We start from the raw sequence: 16573 nt of genomic DNA, 5'->3' as shown, positions 1-16573 counted from the left end.
ACTTCAGCCGCCCGCAAGGGCGGCTTTTTTTTGCCCGCCGACCCCTCTGCTAAAATCCCTCCCACTGCCTCCCGGAGACTGCCCCCATGACCGAGCCCATCCGTCTGACCCAATACAGCCACGGCGCCGGTTGTGGCTGCAAGATTTCGCCCAAGGTGCTGGAGGTGATTCTGGCCGGCAGCGGGGCGCAGAACCTTGATCCGAAACTGTGGGTCGGCAACGCGTCGCGCGATGATGCGGCGGTGTATGAAATCGATGCCGAGCGCGGGGTGGTCTCGACCACGGATTTCTTCATGCCGATCGTCGACGACCCGTTCGACTTCGGCCGCATCGCCGCCACCAATGCCATCAGCGACATCTACGCCATGGGCGGCGATCCGTTGATGGCGATTGCGATTCTCGGCTGGCCGGTCAACGTGCTGGCGCCGGAAGTCGCTCGGGAGGTGATTCGTGGCGGGCGCGCGGTGTGCGATGCGGCGGGGATTCCGCTGGCCGGCGGGCATTCGATCGATGCGCCGGAGCCGATCTTCGGTCTGGCCGTCACGGGACTGGTGGAAAAGCGCTTCATGAAACGAAACGACACGGCCACCGCCGGTTGCCTGCTGTACCTGACCAAACCGTTGGGCATCGGCATCCTCACCACCGCCGAGAAGAAGGGCAAGCTGCGCCCCGACGACATCGGCGTGGCCCGGGACTGGATGTGTACGCTGAACAAGCCCGGCAGCCGTTTCGGCAAACTGGCCGGGGTCACCGCCATGACCGACGTCACCGGGTTTGGCCTGCTCGGGCATCTGGTGGAAATGGCCGACGGCAGTCACCTGACGGCGCGGGTTTTTTATGACCGGGTGCCGCGGCTTTCGAGCATTGAGTACTACCTCGAACAGGGCTGCGTGCCCGGCGGCACCTTGCGCAACTTCGACAGTTATTCGAGCCGCGTCGGGCGAGTGCAGGAATTGCACAAACGGGTTCTGTGCGACCCGCAGACCAGCGGCGGGCTGCTGGTGGCCGTGACCCCCGAAGGCAATGCCGAATTTCTCGCCGTCGCTGCCGAACTCGGCCTCGCGCTTGAGCCGGTCGGTGAATTGATCGCGCGACAGAGCCACGCGGTCGAGGTGAATTGATGGCCGCCGACTTCACCGACTACCGCGACATCTTCCTCAACGACCGGCCGCTGATGGACGCCCGTGCGCCGGTCGAGTTTCACAAGGGCGCGTTTCCCGGGGCGGTCAATCTGCCGCTGATGAACGACATCGAACGGCAGCGGGTCGGCACTTGCTACAAACATCACGGTCAGCAGGCCGCCATCGAACTGGGCCATCAACTGGTCTCCGGCGCGGTGAAGGCCGAGCGTCTCCAGGCCTGGGCGGAGTTTGCCCGGACGCATCCCGAGGGTTATCTGTATTGCTTTCGTGGCGGCCTGCGTTCGCAAATCGTCCAGCAGTGGCTGAAGTCGGAAGCCGGCATCGACTACCCGCGTATCGGCGGTGGCTACAAGGCGCTGCGAGGTTTTCTGATCGACACCCTCGAATCGGCTATGGACGAGTGTGATTTCGTGCTGCTGGGCGGCATGACCGGCACCGGCAAGACCGAAGTGCTGGTGCAACTGCGCAACAGTGTGGATCTGGAAGGCCATGCCAATCACCGGGGCTCGAGTTTCGGCAAGCGCGCCACCGGTCAGCCGTCGAACATCGATTTCGAGAACCGGCTGGCCATCGACTTGCTGAAAAAGCGTGCGGCCGGCATCGATCAATTTGTGCTGGAGGATGAGAGCCGGGTGGTCGGCAGCTGCGCGCTGCCCTTGCCGTTGTATCAGGGCATGCAGCAGTACCCGATGGTCTGGCTCGAAGATCGTTTCGAGCAGCGCGTCGAGCGGATCCTGCGCGATTACGTGGTGGATTTGTCTGCCGAGTTTCAGGCCGTGCATGGGGAGGAAGGTTTCGGTCGGTTTTGCGAGCGCTTGCTGGAAAGCCTCGACAACGTGCACAAGCGCTTGGGCGGCGAGCGGCATCGACGGATGCGGGTGTTGATGGAAGAGGCGCTGGCGGAGCAGGGCCGCAGCGGGGCGGTGGAGTTGCATCGCGCGTGGATCGAAGGTTTGCTGCGTGAGTATTACGACCCGATGTATGTGTTTCAGCGCGAGAAGAAGGGCGGGCGGATCGAGTTTGCGGGGGAGCGGCAGGCCGTTATCGAGTACCTGCGTGAGCGGGTCAAACCCAAGGCCTGACGGGGCCCGAGCGGGCCCCGGACAAACTCAGGTCGGACAGCTTTCCTGGCCGTTATCCAGTCCCTGTTTGTAGCTGTGGCTCTGCAGGCTGGCCTTGCCGTTGTGCCAGGTCAGGGTCAGCACATACAGCGAGTCGTAATCGCTGGATTCCCAATCCTCGGTGATCTTCTGCTTCCCGCCGACCGCCTTGTCCGCCACCTTGTTGATCAGCTCCGGCAGGTAGCCATGGGACCACGCGGTGTAGATGGTCGAGTTGTGATACTTGTCTTCGATCAGTTCCCGGGCCAGATCGCTGGTGTCATTGGCCGAGAATTCGATGTTCACCGGCAGGCCGAGCTTGATCGCGGCGGGGCTGATGGTCATCAACGGGCGGATATAGCTGTAGGAGTTGTCCAGCTCGCCTTCCTCGACATTGCGCGTCGGATTGGCGGCGAACACGTAGTCGGCCTTGCCGAATTTTTCCGGCAGCAGGGTCGACAGGTCGATGGCCCGGTTCAGGCCCTGGCAGTTGAGCTGGCCGAGACCACCGGCCGGTTTCTCCGCATGGCGCAGGAACACCAGGGTCTGGGTGCCGTCCACCGGTTGCGCACGGCTTTCGCTGGATTCCAGCGACAGGAACAGCGCGCTGACTGCCAGCAGGGTGGGCAGGGCCACATACGCGCGATGTTTGAAGCGGTTGGCGACTTTCATCAAGTTCGTCATGGGATAAGGCGTCTTCAGTCTGTTCGGTTAAGGCTGACAAACCTCTGCACCGGTGCATGCGCGCCGGCTGTTTTCCCTGTCATCACTGGCTTGCTTGGAGCCCCCTGAGGCCCGTTTGGTTCGATCCGCTTGAGTGCGCCGCACTTTACCGTTGAGGCTGTGCGGTTGGAGGGAAGGTTAACCACAGGATGTTGCGGATTTAAGTAAGCCGGCGGGCGAGGGTGTAAAGAACCCGAGCCAGAGCGCTGTTCGTGGATTATGCTCAGGCCTTTCATTTTGTGACTGGATGCTACACATGACTGATCTGTCCGCGTTCCCGATCACCCAGAAATGGCCGGCGCAGTACCCTGACTGGATTCAGCTCTATTCCCTGCCGACCCCCAACGGCGTCAAGGTCTCGATCATGCTTGAAGAGATCGGCCTGCCCTACGAGCCGCATCGCGTGGGCTTCGACACCAATGACCAGATGTCTCCGGAATTCCTCTCGCTGAACCCGAACAACAAGATCCCGGCGATCCTCGACCCTCACGGCCCCGAGGACAAACCGCTGCCGTTGTTCGAATCCGGCGCGATCCTGATCTACCTCGCCGACAAGAGCGGCCAGTTGCTGGCCCAGGAAGGCGCGCTGCGCTACGAAACCATTCAGTGGCTGATGTTCCAGATGGGCGGTATCGGCCCGATGTTCGGCCAGCTCGGTTTCTTCAACAAATTCGCCGGCAAGGACTACGAAGACAAGCGTCCCCGTGACCGCTACGTCGAAGAAAGCCGCCGCCTGCTCAGCGTCCTCAACACCCGCCTGGAAGGGCGCGACTGGATCATGGGCGAGCGCTACACCATCGCCGACATCGCCACGTTCCCGTGGGTGCGCAACCTGATCGGCTTCTACGAGGCGGGCGATCTGGTGGGCATCAACAACTTCCCGAACGTCACCCGAGTGCTGGAGCGCTTCCTGGCGCGGCCGGCGGTGGTGCGCGGCCTGACCATCCCTTCCTGACCCTGCGGGAACCGGGTGCGCCGATTATTGCGCGCCCGGTAACGCACTGTTGATTGATCCAGGTTTGTACCCCGATCCCCGCAAGGCATAAGCTTCGCCCCCTACGACTTTCGTCTCATCCGCTGTTTTCAGGAAAGGCCCCATGTCCAGTCAGTTCCCCGAAGCACGTCCACGCCGCCTGCGCCGCAATGCGAGCCTGCGCAGCCTGTTCCAGGAAACCGAGTTTTCCCTCAACGATCTGGTGCTGCCGATCTTCATCGAAGAAGAGATCGACGATTTTGTGCCGATCAAGAGCATGCCCGGCGTGATGCGCATTCCCGAGCGCAAACTGGCCGGCGAGATCGAGCGTTACGCCCGGGCCGGAATCAAGTCGGTGATGACCTTCGGCGTGTCCCATCACCTGGACGCCAACGGCAGCGATACCTGGCGCGAAAACGGCCTGGTGTCGCGCATGTCGCGGATTGCCAAGGACGCCGTGCCGGAAATGATCGTGATGTCCGACACCTGCTTCTGCGAGTACACCGACCACGGCCACTGCGGCGTGATGCACAACCATGAAGTCGACAACGACCAGACCCTGATCAACCTCGGCAAACAAGCGGTGGCGGCGGCGCGTGCCGGTGCCGACGTGATCGCGCCATCGGCAGCGATGGACGGCCAGGTGCGGGCGATTCGCCGGGCGCTGGACGATGCCGGCTTCACGCAGATTCCGATCATGGCCTACTCGACCAAATTCGCCTCGGCGCTCTACGGCCCGTTCCGCGAGGCTGGTGGCAGCGCGCTGAAGGGCGATCGCAAAAGCTATCAGATGAACCCGATGAACCGCCGCGAAGCCCTGCGCGAATCGCTGCTCGACGAGCAGGAAGGCGCCGACGCGCTGATGGTCAAACCGGCCGGCGCGTACCTGGACATCATCCGCGACATCCGCGAAGCCTCGAACCTGCCGCTGGCGGCGTATCAGGTCAGCGGCGAGTACGCGATGATCAAGTTCGGCGCCCAGGCCGGGGCCATCGACGAAGATCGCGTGGTGCGCGAAAGCCTCGGCGCGATCAAGCGCGCGGGTGCGGATCTGATCTTCACCTACTTTGCGATGGATCTGGCACTGGCCGGGATATAAAAATAAAAGTCTTCAACTGAAATTTCAGCTGATATAGATGCTCATATACCAAGTTGAGTATCTATTTCGGTTGAAGGGGTTGTTGTTTAAAGGGACGCGATAGGGTAGGTCCCTCCAAAAGCAGATTCGCGATAAAGATGGAGTAAGTTCTGGTTCGGAAGAACTGTCCGTGGGATTGTCTTAAGAAGTGCAAATTCTTCTACCAGTGGTTTGAACTTTTCGTTTCCAAAATCAGAAATGCAGTTGTAAAAAATCAACATTAACTCTGCGCTTGATAATTGGGCTCGTACAATATTTGTGTAAAACTTTTTATCAATGTCAGGAGTGGTCTTGATTAGTTTTATTATGTTGTACAAGAGTCTAAAGTAGTGTCCGAGTTCGGGTTCGTGTTCTATGAAATAAACTGAGTATATTGCTTTGAACTCTTGTTCGTTGCAGTTTTTGATTTTTGAGATTTCGCCTTCGAGCCGTTTTAGAAAGACTCTGAAGCAATCTCTACCTTTTGTTGTTTTTTTTGCGGAATCGAGATCGATAGAGTTTACTATCGTGTTGTGTAGGTTGAGTAACTGAAAGAATGACCCCTCAAATTTTTGTTGACGGAGTGTTTCATTTTGCTTGGTTAACGCCGATGCCGAGTTTTTTAGCTCCTTTGTTGATATCTTTAGTTCTTTAATTTGTAAACTAAAAGTTGCAAGCAAAGCGATTAATGCTAAAAAACTAAAAGTTGGGTTCAGTACGCCTCCAAGAAAATCACCAAATTGCCCCCAGTGTTCTGGGTTTGGCGATAAGGGTCCGTAGAAATTGATCGCGTAAGCGCAGATAAACACTAAGGAAAGTGTGATGCCTATGTAGATTAGTCTGTTGAGTTGAGTGAAGTGTTTTTCGGCCAATAGTAATTCGTTTTCTGTGTTGGTTTCTTGATTTTTCAATGGAGAGATCCTCTTGCCCTAAACAAGCTTTGTTCGTTGTTAAAGGCCTACGACCCTATTCCAGTCGGAAATGTACATATACATTCTTTGGAATTCACTTGGTAGTAACATTCTGTTGTGAGCGATGAAATTTCTGCTTTTTTCTAGTTCGTCCATGCGTTGTTTTAACCAATGTTGAGATGGGATTATCGATTCAAAATGAACCCACTTGTTGAGTATTATTTGTGCAAGGTGTCCGAAGTCCAGAAAACCTAGGATGTCCGTTTTTTCTCCCTCAAGCCATGAATCTAAATTTGCAGTCGTCTGTCTGTTATGGGCATGGGTCTTTATTTTTTCCGGTATCTTTTCCACCCATCCGACTCCTTCAGTTTCTTGGAGCGTTTGTCTTATAAAGTCGCGGACGTGATTCTCGAATGCGAACAGCACTGCATACAGTCTTGCCATCTCAAGCGAATTGTTTCTCAAACTGACAGGAAAAGGGGCAAGTGCCTCCGCTAGAAGCCTTTCTTCTGTTTCAGTTTGATCGGCACCTATTTTTATCCCCGCTCTCTGAAATACAGAAGCCTCTGCTTCAAATAGCAGTCCCCTAAACATAAAATCTCGCAGTTCTTTGTATTTCAAAATAAATGCTCTTTTAGTGATTTGAAAATTGCGTTGTACACTTCTATGTCTTTTGTGGCGGGTAAGTGAATTTGAATGTTGTAGTGTAAGCCAGGAGTTTTTATAAGCTGTGGCGGGGGTTGTGTTTGTTCCACCGTAACAGAAGATTTCTCCTGCGTGTCTTCGGTGGTCCGAGTTTTTGCGCTGGTATGTTTGGTGTCTGCGAGCTCTAAAAGCGACATAAATGTGCGTCGCATGTTGGTAGCAACATTGTCGCTCGCATTGTGATAGCTTTTGAATTTTCCTTCAATTGCGGCGCTGTCGGCGGAAGTTGGGTGCTCTTTGATGAGGAATATATCGGCGTAGGCTTCTTTTAGTGCTTCACCCATGATTGCTTTTGATTGAGAGTGGTCCCGGTAGTCCTTATATCGAGCGGTTGGTTTTCCGTCTGGAGTTAAAAAGCCCAAAGCCTTTAGTAGAGGAATGTAAGCGCGCTGTTTGTTTGATTTGAAGCCAAGATCTATCAGAAATTGGTGAGTGAATAGCGGAGGCGCTTGTCCATCTCGTATTCTGTTAAAAAACTCGCCTAGTTTTCCATAAGCTTCGGTATAGGCATTTGTTAAGGCCATTACTTTCCTCGACTATAGTCGCTCGCTGTTGACTCTCAGGATAGTAGTTGGGTTTTTTATGTTTTCCACTCTGCTGTAGGAAACGAAGAAAATACGAAAAAAAGATTATTAGATCAGGCCAAAAAACGGCCGGATCCCGTGATCACGGAAGTACCGCTCGATCACCTTCGGATCCGCGCTGTTGTCGGCAATCGCCACGTAGGTATCGGGGCGCAGCAGGTAAAAGCCGTTGCGCCCCAGGCCCGCCGTTTCAAACGCCGGACGCCAGTCGAACACGTGCAGCGGCAAGTGATGTTCATTGCACCAGGCGATCATCTCGTCGCTGGTGTCGCCGTACACATGCACCTGCCAGCATGGATGGCGCAACGGCTCGTAATTATCCCCCTCGCCATCATGGGCCCACGGCAAGCGGTCACCGCCGTGGACGTGCCCGGCCATGCCTTCACTCAACGCCATGCCTCGATAGTTGACGGTGATTTGCGAGACGGTGCGAAACAGGAATTCGCGGCTGGTTTCGAATGAGGCCATTTTCGGAATCAGGAACGGCGCCAGCCGTGTGCGCAACAAATCGGCCATGCGGCCTTCGGCGGTGACGAAGCTGAAGACCTTGTCGGTGGTCGACACCAGTCGCCGGGCGAAGGCGATGCGTTCGGTTTCGTAGCTGTCGAGCAGCCCGGGCGTGGCCGCGCCGCCGAGCACTGCCGCGAGTTTCCACGCCAGGTTGATCGCATCGCCGATGCCGGTGTTCATGCCCTGACCGCCAGCCGGGCTGTGCACATGCGCCGCGTCGCCGAGCAGAAACGCCCGGCCCTTGCGAAAGTGATCCGCCACCCGGTGATGCACGCGGTAGGTGGAGAACCAGTTGACGTCCTCGATGTGCACGTTCAGGTGTTCGATGGCGCGATTGCTGACATCGGAAAATTCCAGGGTTTCGGCACGCTCCGCACGCTCGTCGCGCACGGTGCCAATCAACCGCGCGCGGCCTTCGCCGGCCAGCGGGAACACCGCCAGAAAATCCGTTTCATCCAGATCCAGATGCAACTCGCCATTGAGCGCCGGACCGCTGGCCCGCACATCGGCGACATAGAAAATCTGCTGATAGGTGCCGCCGGGAAAACCGGTGTCGAGGGTTTTGCGCACGACCGAACGGGCGCCGTCGCACCCGGCCAGATAGCAGGCCTGGCAGATTTCCTGCTCGCCATCCGGCAGGCGCAAATGTGCGGTGAGGCCGTCACCGTTTTCCGTGAAACTCTCCAGCGTCGTGTTGCGCTCGACGGTCACGTCGTAGTCTTCCAGGCGGTCGATCAACAGCCGCTCGTGTTCGTCCTGCGGGTACATTTCCAGAAAGGCATAGGGCGTCAGGCCTTCGCCGATCCGGTTCAGCGGCAGCTGCGCCACCGGTTTGCCCTTGACCCAGAAATTCGCCGCGGCCACCCGATGACCGTTGCGCACCACAGTGTCGGCCAGATCCAGTTGCCGGTACAGCTCAAGGGTGCGCGCCTGCACCGCCAGCGCCCGCGAAGTGGTGCCGGGAGCAGAGGTCTTGTCGATGATGCGCACGCGCACGCCCAGTTTGCTCAGCCACAGGGCCAGCACCAGTCCGGTGGGGCCTGCGCCGATGATCAGAACATCACTGCGGTTCATGGTCTGTCCTCCTCGCGTGTCCTGACCCCAGGCTTGCCACTGAGTGTGCAGCAGCAAGTATGGATCAGACGGCGAGGGCGGCCAGTCGGCCTGCCAGACGGGACGATGGAACAGCGCCGTCGGCCCGCAGTCCTATCCTGCACCCTGCGATTGAGCGTAGGGTTAACCCGGCTCAACGGACTGGATGAAGCGTTATGCACACCCCTCGATTATTCGTCAGCCTCGCCGCGCTGCTGGTACTGGCCGGTTGCGCCGGTCAACGCAGCGAAGAACCGGCGCCGCGCCCGCCCGCCGAGGTCAAGGCACAGATCGTGCGCCTGCTGCCGGCCAAAACCGTCGACCGCCAAGGCTGGGCCACCGACATCTACGCCGCGTTCGCTGCCCAGGGCATCAGCCCGACCACGCAAAACCTGTGTTCGGTGCTGGCCGTCGCCGAGCAGGAATCCACTTTCCAGGTCGATCCGCCGGTGCCCGGCCTGGGCAAGATCGCCCGTGACGAAATCGACCGCCGCGCCGCCAAGGTGCACATCCCGAGCCTGTTGGTCAGCGGTGCCTTGCAGGTGCGCTCGCCGAACGGCAAGACCTACAGCGAACGCCTGAGCGCCGCCCGCAGCGAAAAGGAATTGAGCGCGATTTTCGACGACTTCATCGGCTCAGTGCCGATGGGCCGTACGCTGTTCAGCGGTTTCAACCCGGTGCACACCGGCGGGCCGATGCAGGTCAGCATCGAATTCGCCGAGCAGCACGCCAAGGACTATCCGTACCCGGTGGACGGGACCATTCGTCGCGAAGTGTTCAGCCGTCGCGGCGGCATGTATTTCGGCATCGCCCATTTGCTGGGTTATCCGGTGAGTTATCGCGAGCCGCTGTACCGCTTCGCTGATTTCAATGCCGGCTGGTACGCCAGTCGCAACGCGGCGTTTCAAAACGCGGTCAGCCGGGCGTCGGGCATTCCGCTGGCGCTGGATGGCGACTTGATCCGCCCGGGCGCGATCATGCCGGGCAGCACCGAACTGGCGGTGCGCGCCCTCGGCAAATCCCTGGGCATGCGCAATCCGGTGATCCGCGATCAACTGGAGAAGGGCGATAGCCTGGCTTTCGAGGAGACCAAACTGTATCAACGGGTCTTCGAACTGGCGGAGCGTGCGGAAGGCAAGACATTGCCCCGTGCGGTGCTGCCGGGCATCGTGCTGCAGAGCCCGAAGATCACCCGCAAACTGACCACGGCGTGGTTTGCCAAACGGGTCGACGAGCGTTATCGGCGCTGCATGGCCAAAGGCTGAGGACGATCAAAAGGGTATAAAAAAACCCGGCTGACGGGAGCCGGGTTTTTTCTGGGTTGTTGCGGTCAAGCCATTCATTCAGGCAACGCGACGTTCGATCAGACGATCCGAGCCACCTTCGGCAACGCGACGTTCAATCAGACGATCCGAGCCACCTTCAGCGACGCGGCGTTCAATCAGACGATCCGAGCCACCTTCGGCAACGCGGCGTTCGATCAGACGATCCGAACCACCTTCAGCAACGCGACGTTCAATCAGACGATCCGAACCACCTTCAGCGACGCGGCGTTCAATCAGACGATCCGAGCCACCTTCGGCAACGCGGCGTTCGATCAGACGATCCGAACCACCTTCAGGACCGCGACCTTCAATCAGATGATCCGAACCACCTTCAGCGACGCGGCGTTCAATCAGACGATCCGAGCCACCTTCGGCAACGCGGCGTTCGATCAGACGATCCGAACCACCTTCAGCAACGCGACGTTCAATCAGACGATCCGAACCACCTTCAGCGACGCGGCGTTCAATCAGACGATCCGAGCCACCTTCGGCAACGCGGCGTTCGATCAGACGATCCGAACCACCTTCAGCAACGCGACGTTCAATCAGACGATCCGAACCGCCTTCGGCGATCATGGTGTGGGCCGGTTTGGCGGCAAATGCGTTGAAGGCCAGAACCGAGAGGGCAATGCTGAGGATGACTTGGCGTTTCATGATTTTGTGCTCCGGGGGTGTTGTTTGTTTGGTATGGAGCCGATGTTACGCCCGGGATTTTTTAAGAGAACTTCATTGACGTGATGGTGAACATCGACGCCGATGATGGTTTGTCAAAGCACCTTCACTGCGCGGCCAATTGCCTGGATCGGCCCGGTGGGTTTGCCGATCGGCGAACCGTTGGCGCCCTCCAGCGTCAGCTCGAACAACTGGTTCGGTTGCAGCGGCGGCAGCTTGTCCAGCGGGATCGACAGCGCCTGGCCCGGTTTGACCAGCCCCAGCGACACCGGCCCCTGCCAGCCGTCGGCCTTGGTCCAGAACTCCAGCGCCTTGTCGGCCGGCACTTCGACCACGCCCAGCGGAATCAATTGAATCTCCCGTGGACTGCTGGCCTGGATCACCCAGCCCGGCGCCTTGTCCTGCGGGGCGACCAGCACCACCAGAAAGCTCGGTTTCGGTGTGGTTTGAGTCAGGAGGATCGAGCCCAGCAACAAGGTCGCGGCCAGCCCGGCAGCGCTCAAGCCGCGCCACAGCGACAGACGGTTCCACCAGGAAATCTCTGGCGCCCTCTTGTGGGTGAGTTGCCCGACACTGCGTTCGATGCGCTGCCACAGCTGCAACGAAGGCTGATGCGCCGGGGCGAGGTCGGTCAGCTCCAGCAGCCGCCGCTCCCAGGCATCCACCGCCGCTTGCAGCTCGGGCTCGTTGGGCAAGCGTCGTTGCACTTCGGCGCGCGCTTCGGCCGAGAGGGTGCCGAGCACGTATTCGCTGGCCAGTTCATCGCGTTCCTGCGCCGATTCGGTGGTCATCCCATGCACTCCCGCAACGCATTGAGGCTGCGCTTGATCCAGGCTTTGACGGTGCCCAGCGGCGTGTCGAGGCGTTGGGCGATCTGCGCGTGGCTGTAACCGTCGACGTAGGCGTGAAGGATGCAGCGGCGGCGTTGCGGTTCCAGTTGATGCAGGCAGCGATGGATGCGGGTCGATTGCGCCAGCGCCTCGAACCCGTCATCAATCGCCGGAAATTCGTTGCTGTCGTTCAGCGGCGTTTCCCGGTCGTGATTGCGCAGCACATTCAGCGCCAGATGCCGGGTCACGCTGAACATCCAGCCCCGGGCCGAACCGCGCGCCGGATCGAAACCCGCCGCGCCAGCCCAGATTTTGATGAATGCGTCGTGAACGATGTCTTCGGCCAGCGCCGTGTCACGCACCAGACGCCGGGCCACACCCAGCAGCCGCGGACTTTCCTGCACATACAATTCGCGCAGGGCCCCGCGCTCGCCGCGGGCACAGGCGGCGAGGCGGGCTTCGTAATCGAACGCGGTTTCGGGTAATGGCATGTCCTGCAATCTAGCAAGCATCGAGCAAACGTCCAGTCAGGCTCAGTTCGCCGCCCAGAATATGTAGTCGGCCTGGTACTTCACCACTTCCTGTTTGCCCTTGTTCGCTGCCGTGCATTCGCTGCCCGGCGCCACGCCGCCCTTGAGCGCGACGCGCTGGATGTAGCTCACGCCGCTCATCGCGCCTTTGCCTTCGGCGGGGTTGGCCTTGACCAGTTGATAGGGCAGGTTGCCCGGGCTCGACGGCGCTACGGCCAGTTGCGTGCCGGTGACTTTCGAACCGTCCTTGGCCTGCCAGGTGGCGGGTGGGCCGAAGTAGGTGCCGACCTGTTTGCCGCTGCGATCGTTGAGCACCGCTTTCGGGCCGACGAACACCCACTCGGTCTGGCCGGCGGCATTGGCCTTGTCCCGGCATTCGTAGGTGATCTCGCCGATCCCGGTGGTTTCCATCGCGATCTTGTGGCCGTCCGGCACTTTGATCGCGTCGGGATAACTGCTTTGGGCAAAGCTTGTCGAGGCGACGGCGAGTAAACCGGTGAAGCCGATCAGTTGGGTGATGTTCATCAGTGTTTCTCCGAAAAAGGGTAAACCGCTGACAGCCGAAAGAGGGCTGTTACAGGGACTACCCGTGACGGAGCGGTTTGGATGCAGTGGCCGGAAAATAAATCTGAAAGCACTGACGGTCAGATGGCTGTAACCCGCTCGCGCCCGGTTTTTACCAAGGCCAGGCCGGAGGCTTTAAGCAGTTCCTGGGTATACGCATGCTGCGGCGCCGCAAAAATCTCCTGGGACGATCCCTGTTCGACCACCTTGCCGTCCTTGATCACCATCAAGTCGTGCGCCAGCGCATGCACCACCGCCAGGTCATGGCTGATGAACAGGTACGTCAAGCCATGGCGGATCTGCAATTGCCGCAACAATTCCACCACCTGTTTCTGCACCGTGCGATCCAGCGCCGAGGTCGGTTCGTCGAGCAGAATCAGCGCCGGTTCCAGCACCAGCGCCCGGGCGATGGAAATGCGTTGGCGCTGGCCGCCGGAGAATTCGTGGGGATAGCGATGGCGGCTCTGCGGGTCGAGGCCGACTTCCTCCAGCACGCGGATCACCGCTGCCTCACGTTCCTCAGCCGTGCCGATGCCGTGGGTCAGCAGGCCTTCGGCGATGATCTGCTGTACCGACATTCGCGGGCTGAGGCTGCCGAACGGGTCCTGGAACACCACCTGGATCTGCCGGCGCAACGGGCGCATCAAGCGCTGATTGAGCAGGCTCAAATGCTTGTTGCCGAAGCGGATATCGCCCTCGGATTCCACCAGTCGCAAAATCGCCTGTCCCAACGTCGACTTGCCCGAACCGGACTCGCCGACAATCCCCAGGGTCTTGCCCCGTTGCAGTCGGAAACTCACGCCGTCCACGGCCTTGATGTACTCCTGAGTGCGGCTGAACAACGCTTTGGGCAGCGGGAACCAGACTTTCAGATCGTCCACCTCCAGCAGGTTGTGATCGTAGCGACTCGGCACCGGCGCGCCCGACGGTTCCGCCTCGATCAGCAGGCGGCTGTAAGGATGCTGCGGCGTGCGGAACAGCGTTGCGCAATCGGCCTGTTCGACGATTTCCCCGTGGCGCATCACGCACACCCGCTGGGCGATGCGTCGCACCAGATTGAGGTCGTGAGTGATCAGCAGCAGCGACATGCCGAGGCGTTGCTGCAACTCGATCAACAGCTCGAGAATCTTCTGCTGCACAGTCACATCCAGCGCTGTGGTCGGTTCGTCGGCGATCAGCAATTCCGGTTCGTTAGCCAGCGCCATGGCGATCATCACCCGTTGCCGCTGGCCGCCGGAGAGCTGGTGCGGATAGGCCTTCAAGCGCTGCAACGGCTGGCGAATGCCGACCAGTTCCAGCAGCTCCAGCGTGCGCTGGCGCGCGGCGCGGCCCTTGAGCCCCTTGTGGATCTCCAGAACTTCGCTGATCTGTTTTTCCACCGTGTGCAACGGGTTCAGCGAGGTCATCGGCTCCTGGAAAATCATTGCGATGCGGTTGCCGCGCAAGCTGCGCATCTGCTGTTCGCTGGCGTGCAGCAAGTCCACGCCGTTGTAGCGGATGCTGCCCGTGCTGCTGACGGTTTTGCCTGGCAGCAAGCGCAGGATCGAGTGGGCCGTCACCGACTTGCCCGAGCCGGACTCGCCGACCAGTGCCAGGCACTCGCCACGGCGGATGTCGAGGTTCACGCCGTGCACCACTTCATGCCCGGCGAAGGCGACGCGCAGGTCGCGGATTTCAATCAGGTTATCGGTCATTTCAGCTCCGGGGATCAGGATCGCGGATCGAACGCGTCACGGCAGGCTTCGCCGATAAACACCAGCAGGGACAGAATCAGCGCCAGGGCAAAAAACGCCGTCAGCCCCAGCCACGGCGCTTGCAGATTGCGCTTGGCCTGGCCGATCAGTTCCCCCAGCGACGCGGTGCCGGCGGGCATGCCGAAGCCGAGAAAATCCAGCGCGGTGAGGGTGGCGATGGCGCCGGTCAGAATGAACGGCAGGTAGGTCAGGGTGGAGGTCATGGCGTTGGGCAGAATGTGCCGACGCATCAGCTCGCTGTCCGTCAGGCCCAGGGCCCGCGCGGCCTTGACGTATTCCAGGCTGCGCCCGCGCAGGAACTCGGCGCGCACCACGTCCACCAGTGCCAGCCAGGAAAACAGCGCCATGATCCCCAGCAGCCACCAGAAGCTCGGCGAGACGAACCCCGACAGAATGATCAGCAGGTACAGCACCGGCAGCCCCGACCAGATCTCCAGCACCCGCTGCCCGAGCAAGTCGACCCAGCCGCCGTAATAACCCTGCAACGCCCCGGCCACGATGCCGACCAGCGCACTGACGGCGGTGAGGATCAGCGCGAACAGAATCGAAATCCGCGTGCCGAAAATCACCCGCGCCAACACGTCCCGGGCCTGATCGTCGGTGCCCAGCCAGTTGCTGGAGGACGGCGGGCTTGGCGCCGGTTCCGTGAGGTCGTAGTTGACCGTGTCGTAGCTGAAAGGGATCGGCGGGAACAGCATCCAGCCGCCCTGATCCTCGATCAGTTTGTGTACGTAATTGCTGGCGTAATCCGGCTGGAACGGCAGTTCGCCGCCGAAATCGGTTTCCTGATACTCGCTGAGGATCGGGAAGTAAAAGGCGTTGTGGTAGCGGATCACCAGCGGCTTGTCGTTGGCGATCAGTTCGCCGCCGAGGCAGATCAGGCACAGCCCGATGAACAGCCACAGCGACCAGCGCCCGCGACGGTTGGCCTTGAATTGGGCGATGCGCCGCCGGCCCAGAGGGGAGAGTGTGAACATCAGGCAGTCCTCGCCGAGAAGTCGATGCGCGGGTCGAGCAGGGTGTAGCAGAGGTCGCCGATCAGCTTGATCAACAGGCCGAACAGGGTGAACAGGAACAGCGTGCCGAACACCACCGGGTAGTCCCGCGACACCGCCGCTTCGTAGCTCATGCGCCCGAGGCCGTCGAGGTTGAAGATGGTTTCGATCAGCAGGGAGCCGGCGAAAAACACCTCGATCAACGCCGACGGCACACCGGCCACCACCAGCAGCATCGCGTTGCGAAACACATGGCCGTAGAGCACGCGTCTTTCGGTCAGGCCCTTGGCGCGCGCGGTGATCACGTACTGGCGGCTGATCTCGTTGAGGAAGCTGTTTTTGGTCAGGATCGTCAGCGTCGCAAAACCGCCGATCACCAGCGCCGTCACCGGCAACACCAGGTGCCAGAGGTAGTCGCCGAGCTTGCCCCACAGACTCAGGCTGTCGAAATTGTCCGAGACCAGCCCCTGTACCGGAAACCAGTTGACGTAGCTGCCCCCGGCGAACACCACGATCAACAGAATCGCGAACAGAAACGCCGGCATCGCGTAGCCGACGATGATCGCCGTGCTGCTCCAGACATCGAAAGCGCTGCCGTTTTTGATTGCCTTGCGAATGCCCAGCGGGATCGAGATCAGGTAGGTGATCAAGGTCGCCCACAGGCCGAGGGACAGCGACACCGGCAGCTTCTGCACGATCAGATCGGTGACCTTGGCACCGCGAAAGAAACTGCTGCCCAGGTCCAGTTGCGCGTAGTTTTTCAGCATCAGCCACAGGCGTTCGTGCATCGGTTTGTCGAAGCCGTAGTGGTGTTTGATCTCTTCGATCAGTGCCGGGTCCAGACCACGGCTGCTGCGCCCGGCACCGCCGATGGCGGTGACCTCGCTGGCGCCGCCCATGCTGTGCCCGCCGAAGCCTTGCAGGCGGGCGATGGCCTGTTCCACCGGGCCTCCGGGCGCGGCCTGCACGATGACGAAGTTGACCACCAGAATGCACAGCAGCGTCGGAATGATCAGCAACAGACGTCGACTCAGATAACGCCACAT

At 59.8% G+C, this 16573-nt stretch carries 16 protein-coding genes and 1 pseudogene; 5 read left to right on the top strand and 12 right to left on the bottom strand.

From position 1 onward, the window contains the following. Positions 1-86 precede the first annotated feature (86 nt). Both selD and mnmH read left to right on the top strand, forming a co-directional pair. Positions 87-1121: a selenide, water dikinase SelD gene (gene selD / locus CAF80_RS15975; protein WP_085667480.1), complete on the top strand. Its 1035-nt coding sequence runs from the start codon at positions 87-89 to the stop codon at positions 1119-1121. Further along, positions 1121-2224 (top strand): tRNA 2-selenouridine(34) synthase MnmH, encoded by a 1104-nt coding sequence (mnmH, locus tag CAF80_RS15970; protein ID WP_074689125.1) that lies wholly within the window; start codon positions 1121-1123, stop codon positions 2222-2224. The genes selD and mnmH overlap by 1 nt, the downstream gene beginning before the upstream one ends. Before the next feature lie 27 nt (positions 2225-2251). On the opposite strand, the gene CAF80_RS15965 is transcribed toward mnmH, so the two are convergent. Beyond that, positions 2252-2926, bottom strand: a complete 675-nt coding sequence (locus CAF80_RS15965) for a histidine phosphatase family protein (RefSeq protein WP_074689123.1) — start codon at positions 2924-2926, stop codon at positions 2252-2254. Positions 2927-3221: 295 nt separating this feature from the next. Between CAF80_RS15965 and CAF80_RS15960 the strand changes: the two genes are divergently transcribed. Further along, positions 3222-3920: a glutathione S-transferase family protein gene (locus CAF80_RS15960; RefSeq protein WP_039770231.1), complete on the top strand. Its 699-nt coding sequence runs from the start codon at positions 3222-3224 to the stop codon at positions 3918-3920. 142 nt (positions 3921-4062) lie between these two features. After that, entirely contained in the window at positions 4063-5037 is a 975-nt protein-coding gene (gene hemB, locus CAF80_RS15955; protein ID WP_039770229.1) for a porphobilinogen synthase, read from the top strand. An 86-nt stretch (positions 5038-5123) separates the two neighbouring features. Here the strand turns inward: hemB and CAF80_RS15950 are convergent, their stop codons facing one another. From CAF80_RS15950 to CAF80_RS15935, 4 genes are all read right to left on the bottom strand, one after another. Beyond that, a complete protein-coding gene (locus CAF80_RS15950; RefSeq protein WP_166742322.1) occupies positions 5124-5966 on the bottom strand; it encodes a putative phage abortive infection protein in 843 nt (280 codons plus the stop codon). A gap of 39 nt (positions 5967-6005) precedes the next feature. Beyond that, positions 6006-6587, bottom strand: a complete 582-nt coding sequence (locus tag CAF80_RS15945; protein ID WP_092163884.1) for a Swt1 family HEPN domain-containing protein — start codon at positions 6585-6587, stop codon at positions 6006-6008. After that, positions 6584-7195 (bottom strand): DUF5343 domain-containing protein, encoded by a 612-nt coding sequence (locus CAF80_RS28650; RefSeq protein ID WP_134333863.1) that lies wholly within the window; start codon positions 7193-7195, stop codon positions 6584-6586. The genes CAF80_RS15945 and CAF80_RS28650 overlap by 4 nt, the downstream gene beginning before the upstream one ends. A gap of 108 nt (positions 7196-7303) precedes the next feature. Beyond that, the gene (locus CAF80_RS15935) at positions 7304-8839 is read right to left on the bottom strand and encodes an FAD-dependent oxidoreductase (RefSeq protein WP_085667481.1); all 1536 of its coding nucleotides are present in this window, start codon (positions 8837-8839) and stop codon (positions 7304-7306) included. A gap of 194 nt (positions 8840-9033) precedes the next feature. Here CAF80_RS15935 and CAF80_RS15930 point away from each other — a divergent pair, with 194 nt between their 5' ends. After that, positions 9034-10122 carry a DUF1615 domain-containing protein gene (locus tag CAF80_RS15930; protein ID WP_074689115.1) on the top strand — a complete coding sequence of 363 codons (1089 nt, stop codon included), beginning with the start codon at positions 9034-9036 and terminating at the stop codon, positions 10120-10122. 276 nt (positions 10123-10398) lie between these two features. Here the strand turns inward: CAF80_RS15930 and CAF80_RS15925 are convergent. The 7 genes and pseudogenes from CAF80_RS15925 to CAF80_RS15895 form a co-directional block, all read right to left on the bottom strand. After that, positions 10399-10836 (bottom strand): annotated as a pseudogene (locus CAF80_RS15925) (phage infection protein); the annotation flags it as partial. 113 nt (positions 10837-10949) lie between these two features. Then, positions 10950-11645, bottom strand: coding sequence for an anti-sigma factor domain-containing protein (locus CAF80_RS15920; protein WP_074689111.1), 696 nt, complete (start codon positions 11643-11645; stop codon positions 10950-10952). Next, on the bottom strand, positions 11642-12175 hold the full coding sequence (locus tag CAF80_RS15915) for a sigma-70 family RNA polymerase sigma factor (RefSeq protein WP_170844904.1): 534 nt from the start codon (positions 12173-12175) through the stop codon (positions 11642-11644). Before CAF80_RS15915 ends, CAF80_RS15920 begins: the two co-directional genes overlap by 4 nt. Before the next feature lie 42 nt (positions 12176-12217). Continuing rightward, positions 12218-12739, bottom strand: coding sequence for a DUF3455 domain-containing protein (locus CAF80_RS15910; protein WP_085667483.1), 522 nt, complete (start codon positions 12737-12739; stop codon positions 12218-12220). Between the two features lie 119 nt (positions 12740-12858). Further along, the gene (locus tag CAF80_RS15905) at positions 12859-14472 is read right to left on the bottom strand and encodes an ABC transporter ATP-binding protein (RefSeq protein WP_085667484.1); all 1614 of its coding nucleotides are present in this window, start codon (positions 14470-14472) and stop codon (positions 12859-12861) included. A gap of 14 nt (positions 14473-14486) precedes the next feature. Then, the gene (locus CAF80_RS15900; protein ID WP_039770214.1) at positions 14487-15509 is read right to left on the bottom strand and encodes an ABC transporter permease; all 1023 of its coding nucleotides are present in this window, start codon (positions 15507-15509) and stop codon (positions 14487-14489) included. Next, positions 15509-16573, bottom strand: a complete 1065-nt coding sequence (locus CAF80_RS15895) for a microcin C ABC transporter permease YejB (protein WP_085667485.1) — start codon at positions 16571-16573, stop codon at positions 15509-15511. Before CAF80_RS15895 ends, CAF80_RS15900 begins: the two co-directional genes overlap by 1 nt.

Source organism: Pseudomonas sp. B34(2017) (genome assembly GCF_002112915.1).
GTDB lineage: Bacteria > Pseudomonadota > Gammaproteobacteria > Pseudomonadales > Pseudomonadaceae > Aquipseudomonas > Aquipseudomonas pharyngis.
Note: the sequence above shows the minus strand (reverse complement) of the source record. Positions and strands in the feature narration are given on the sequence as shown.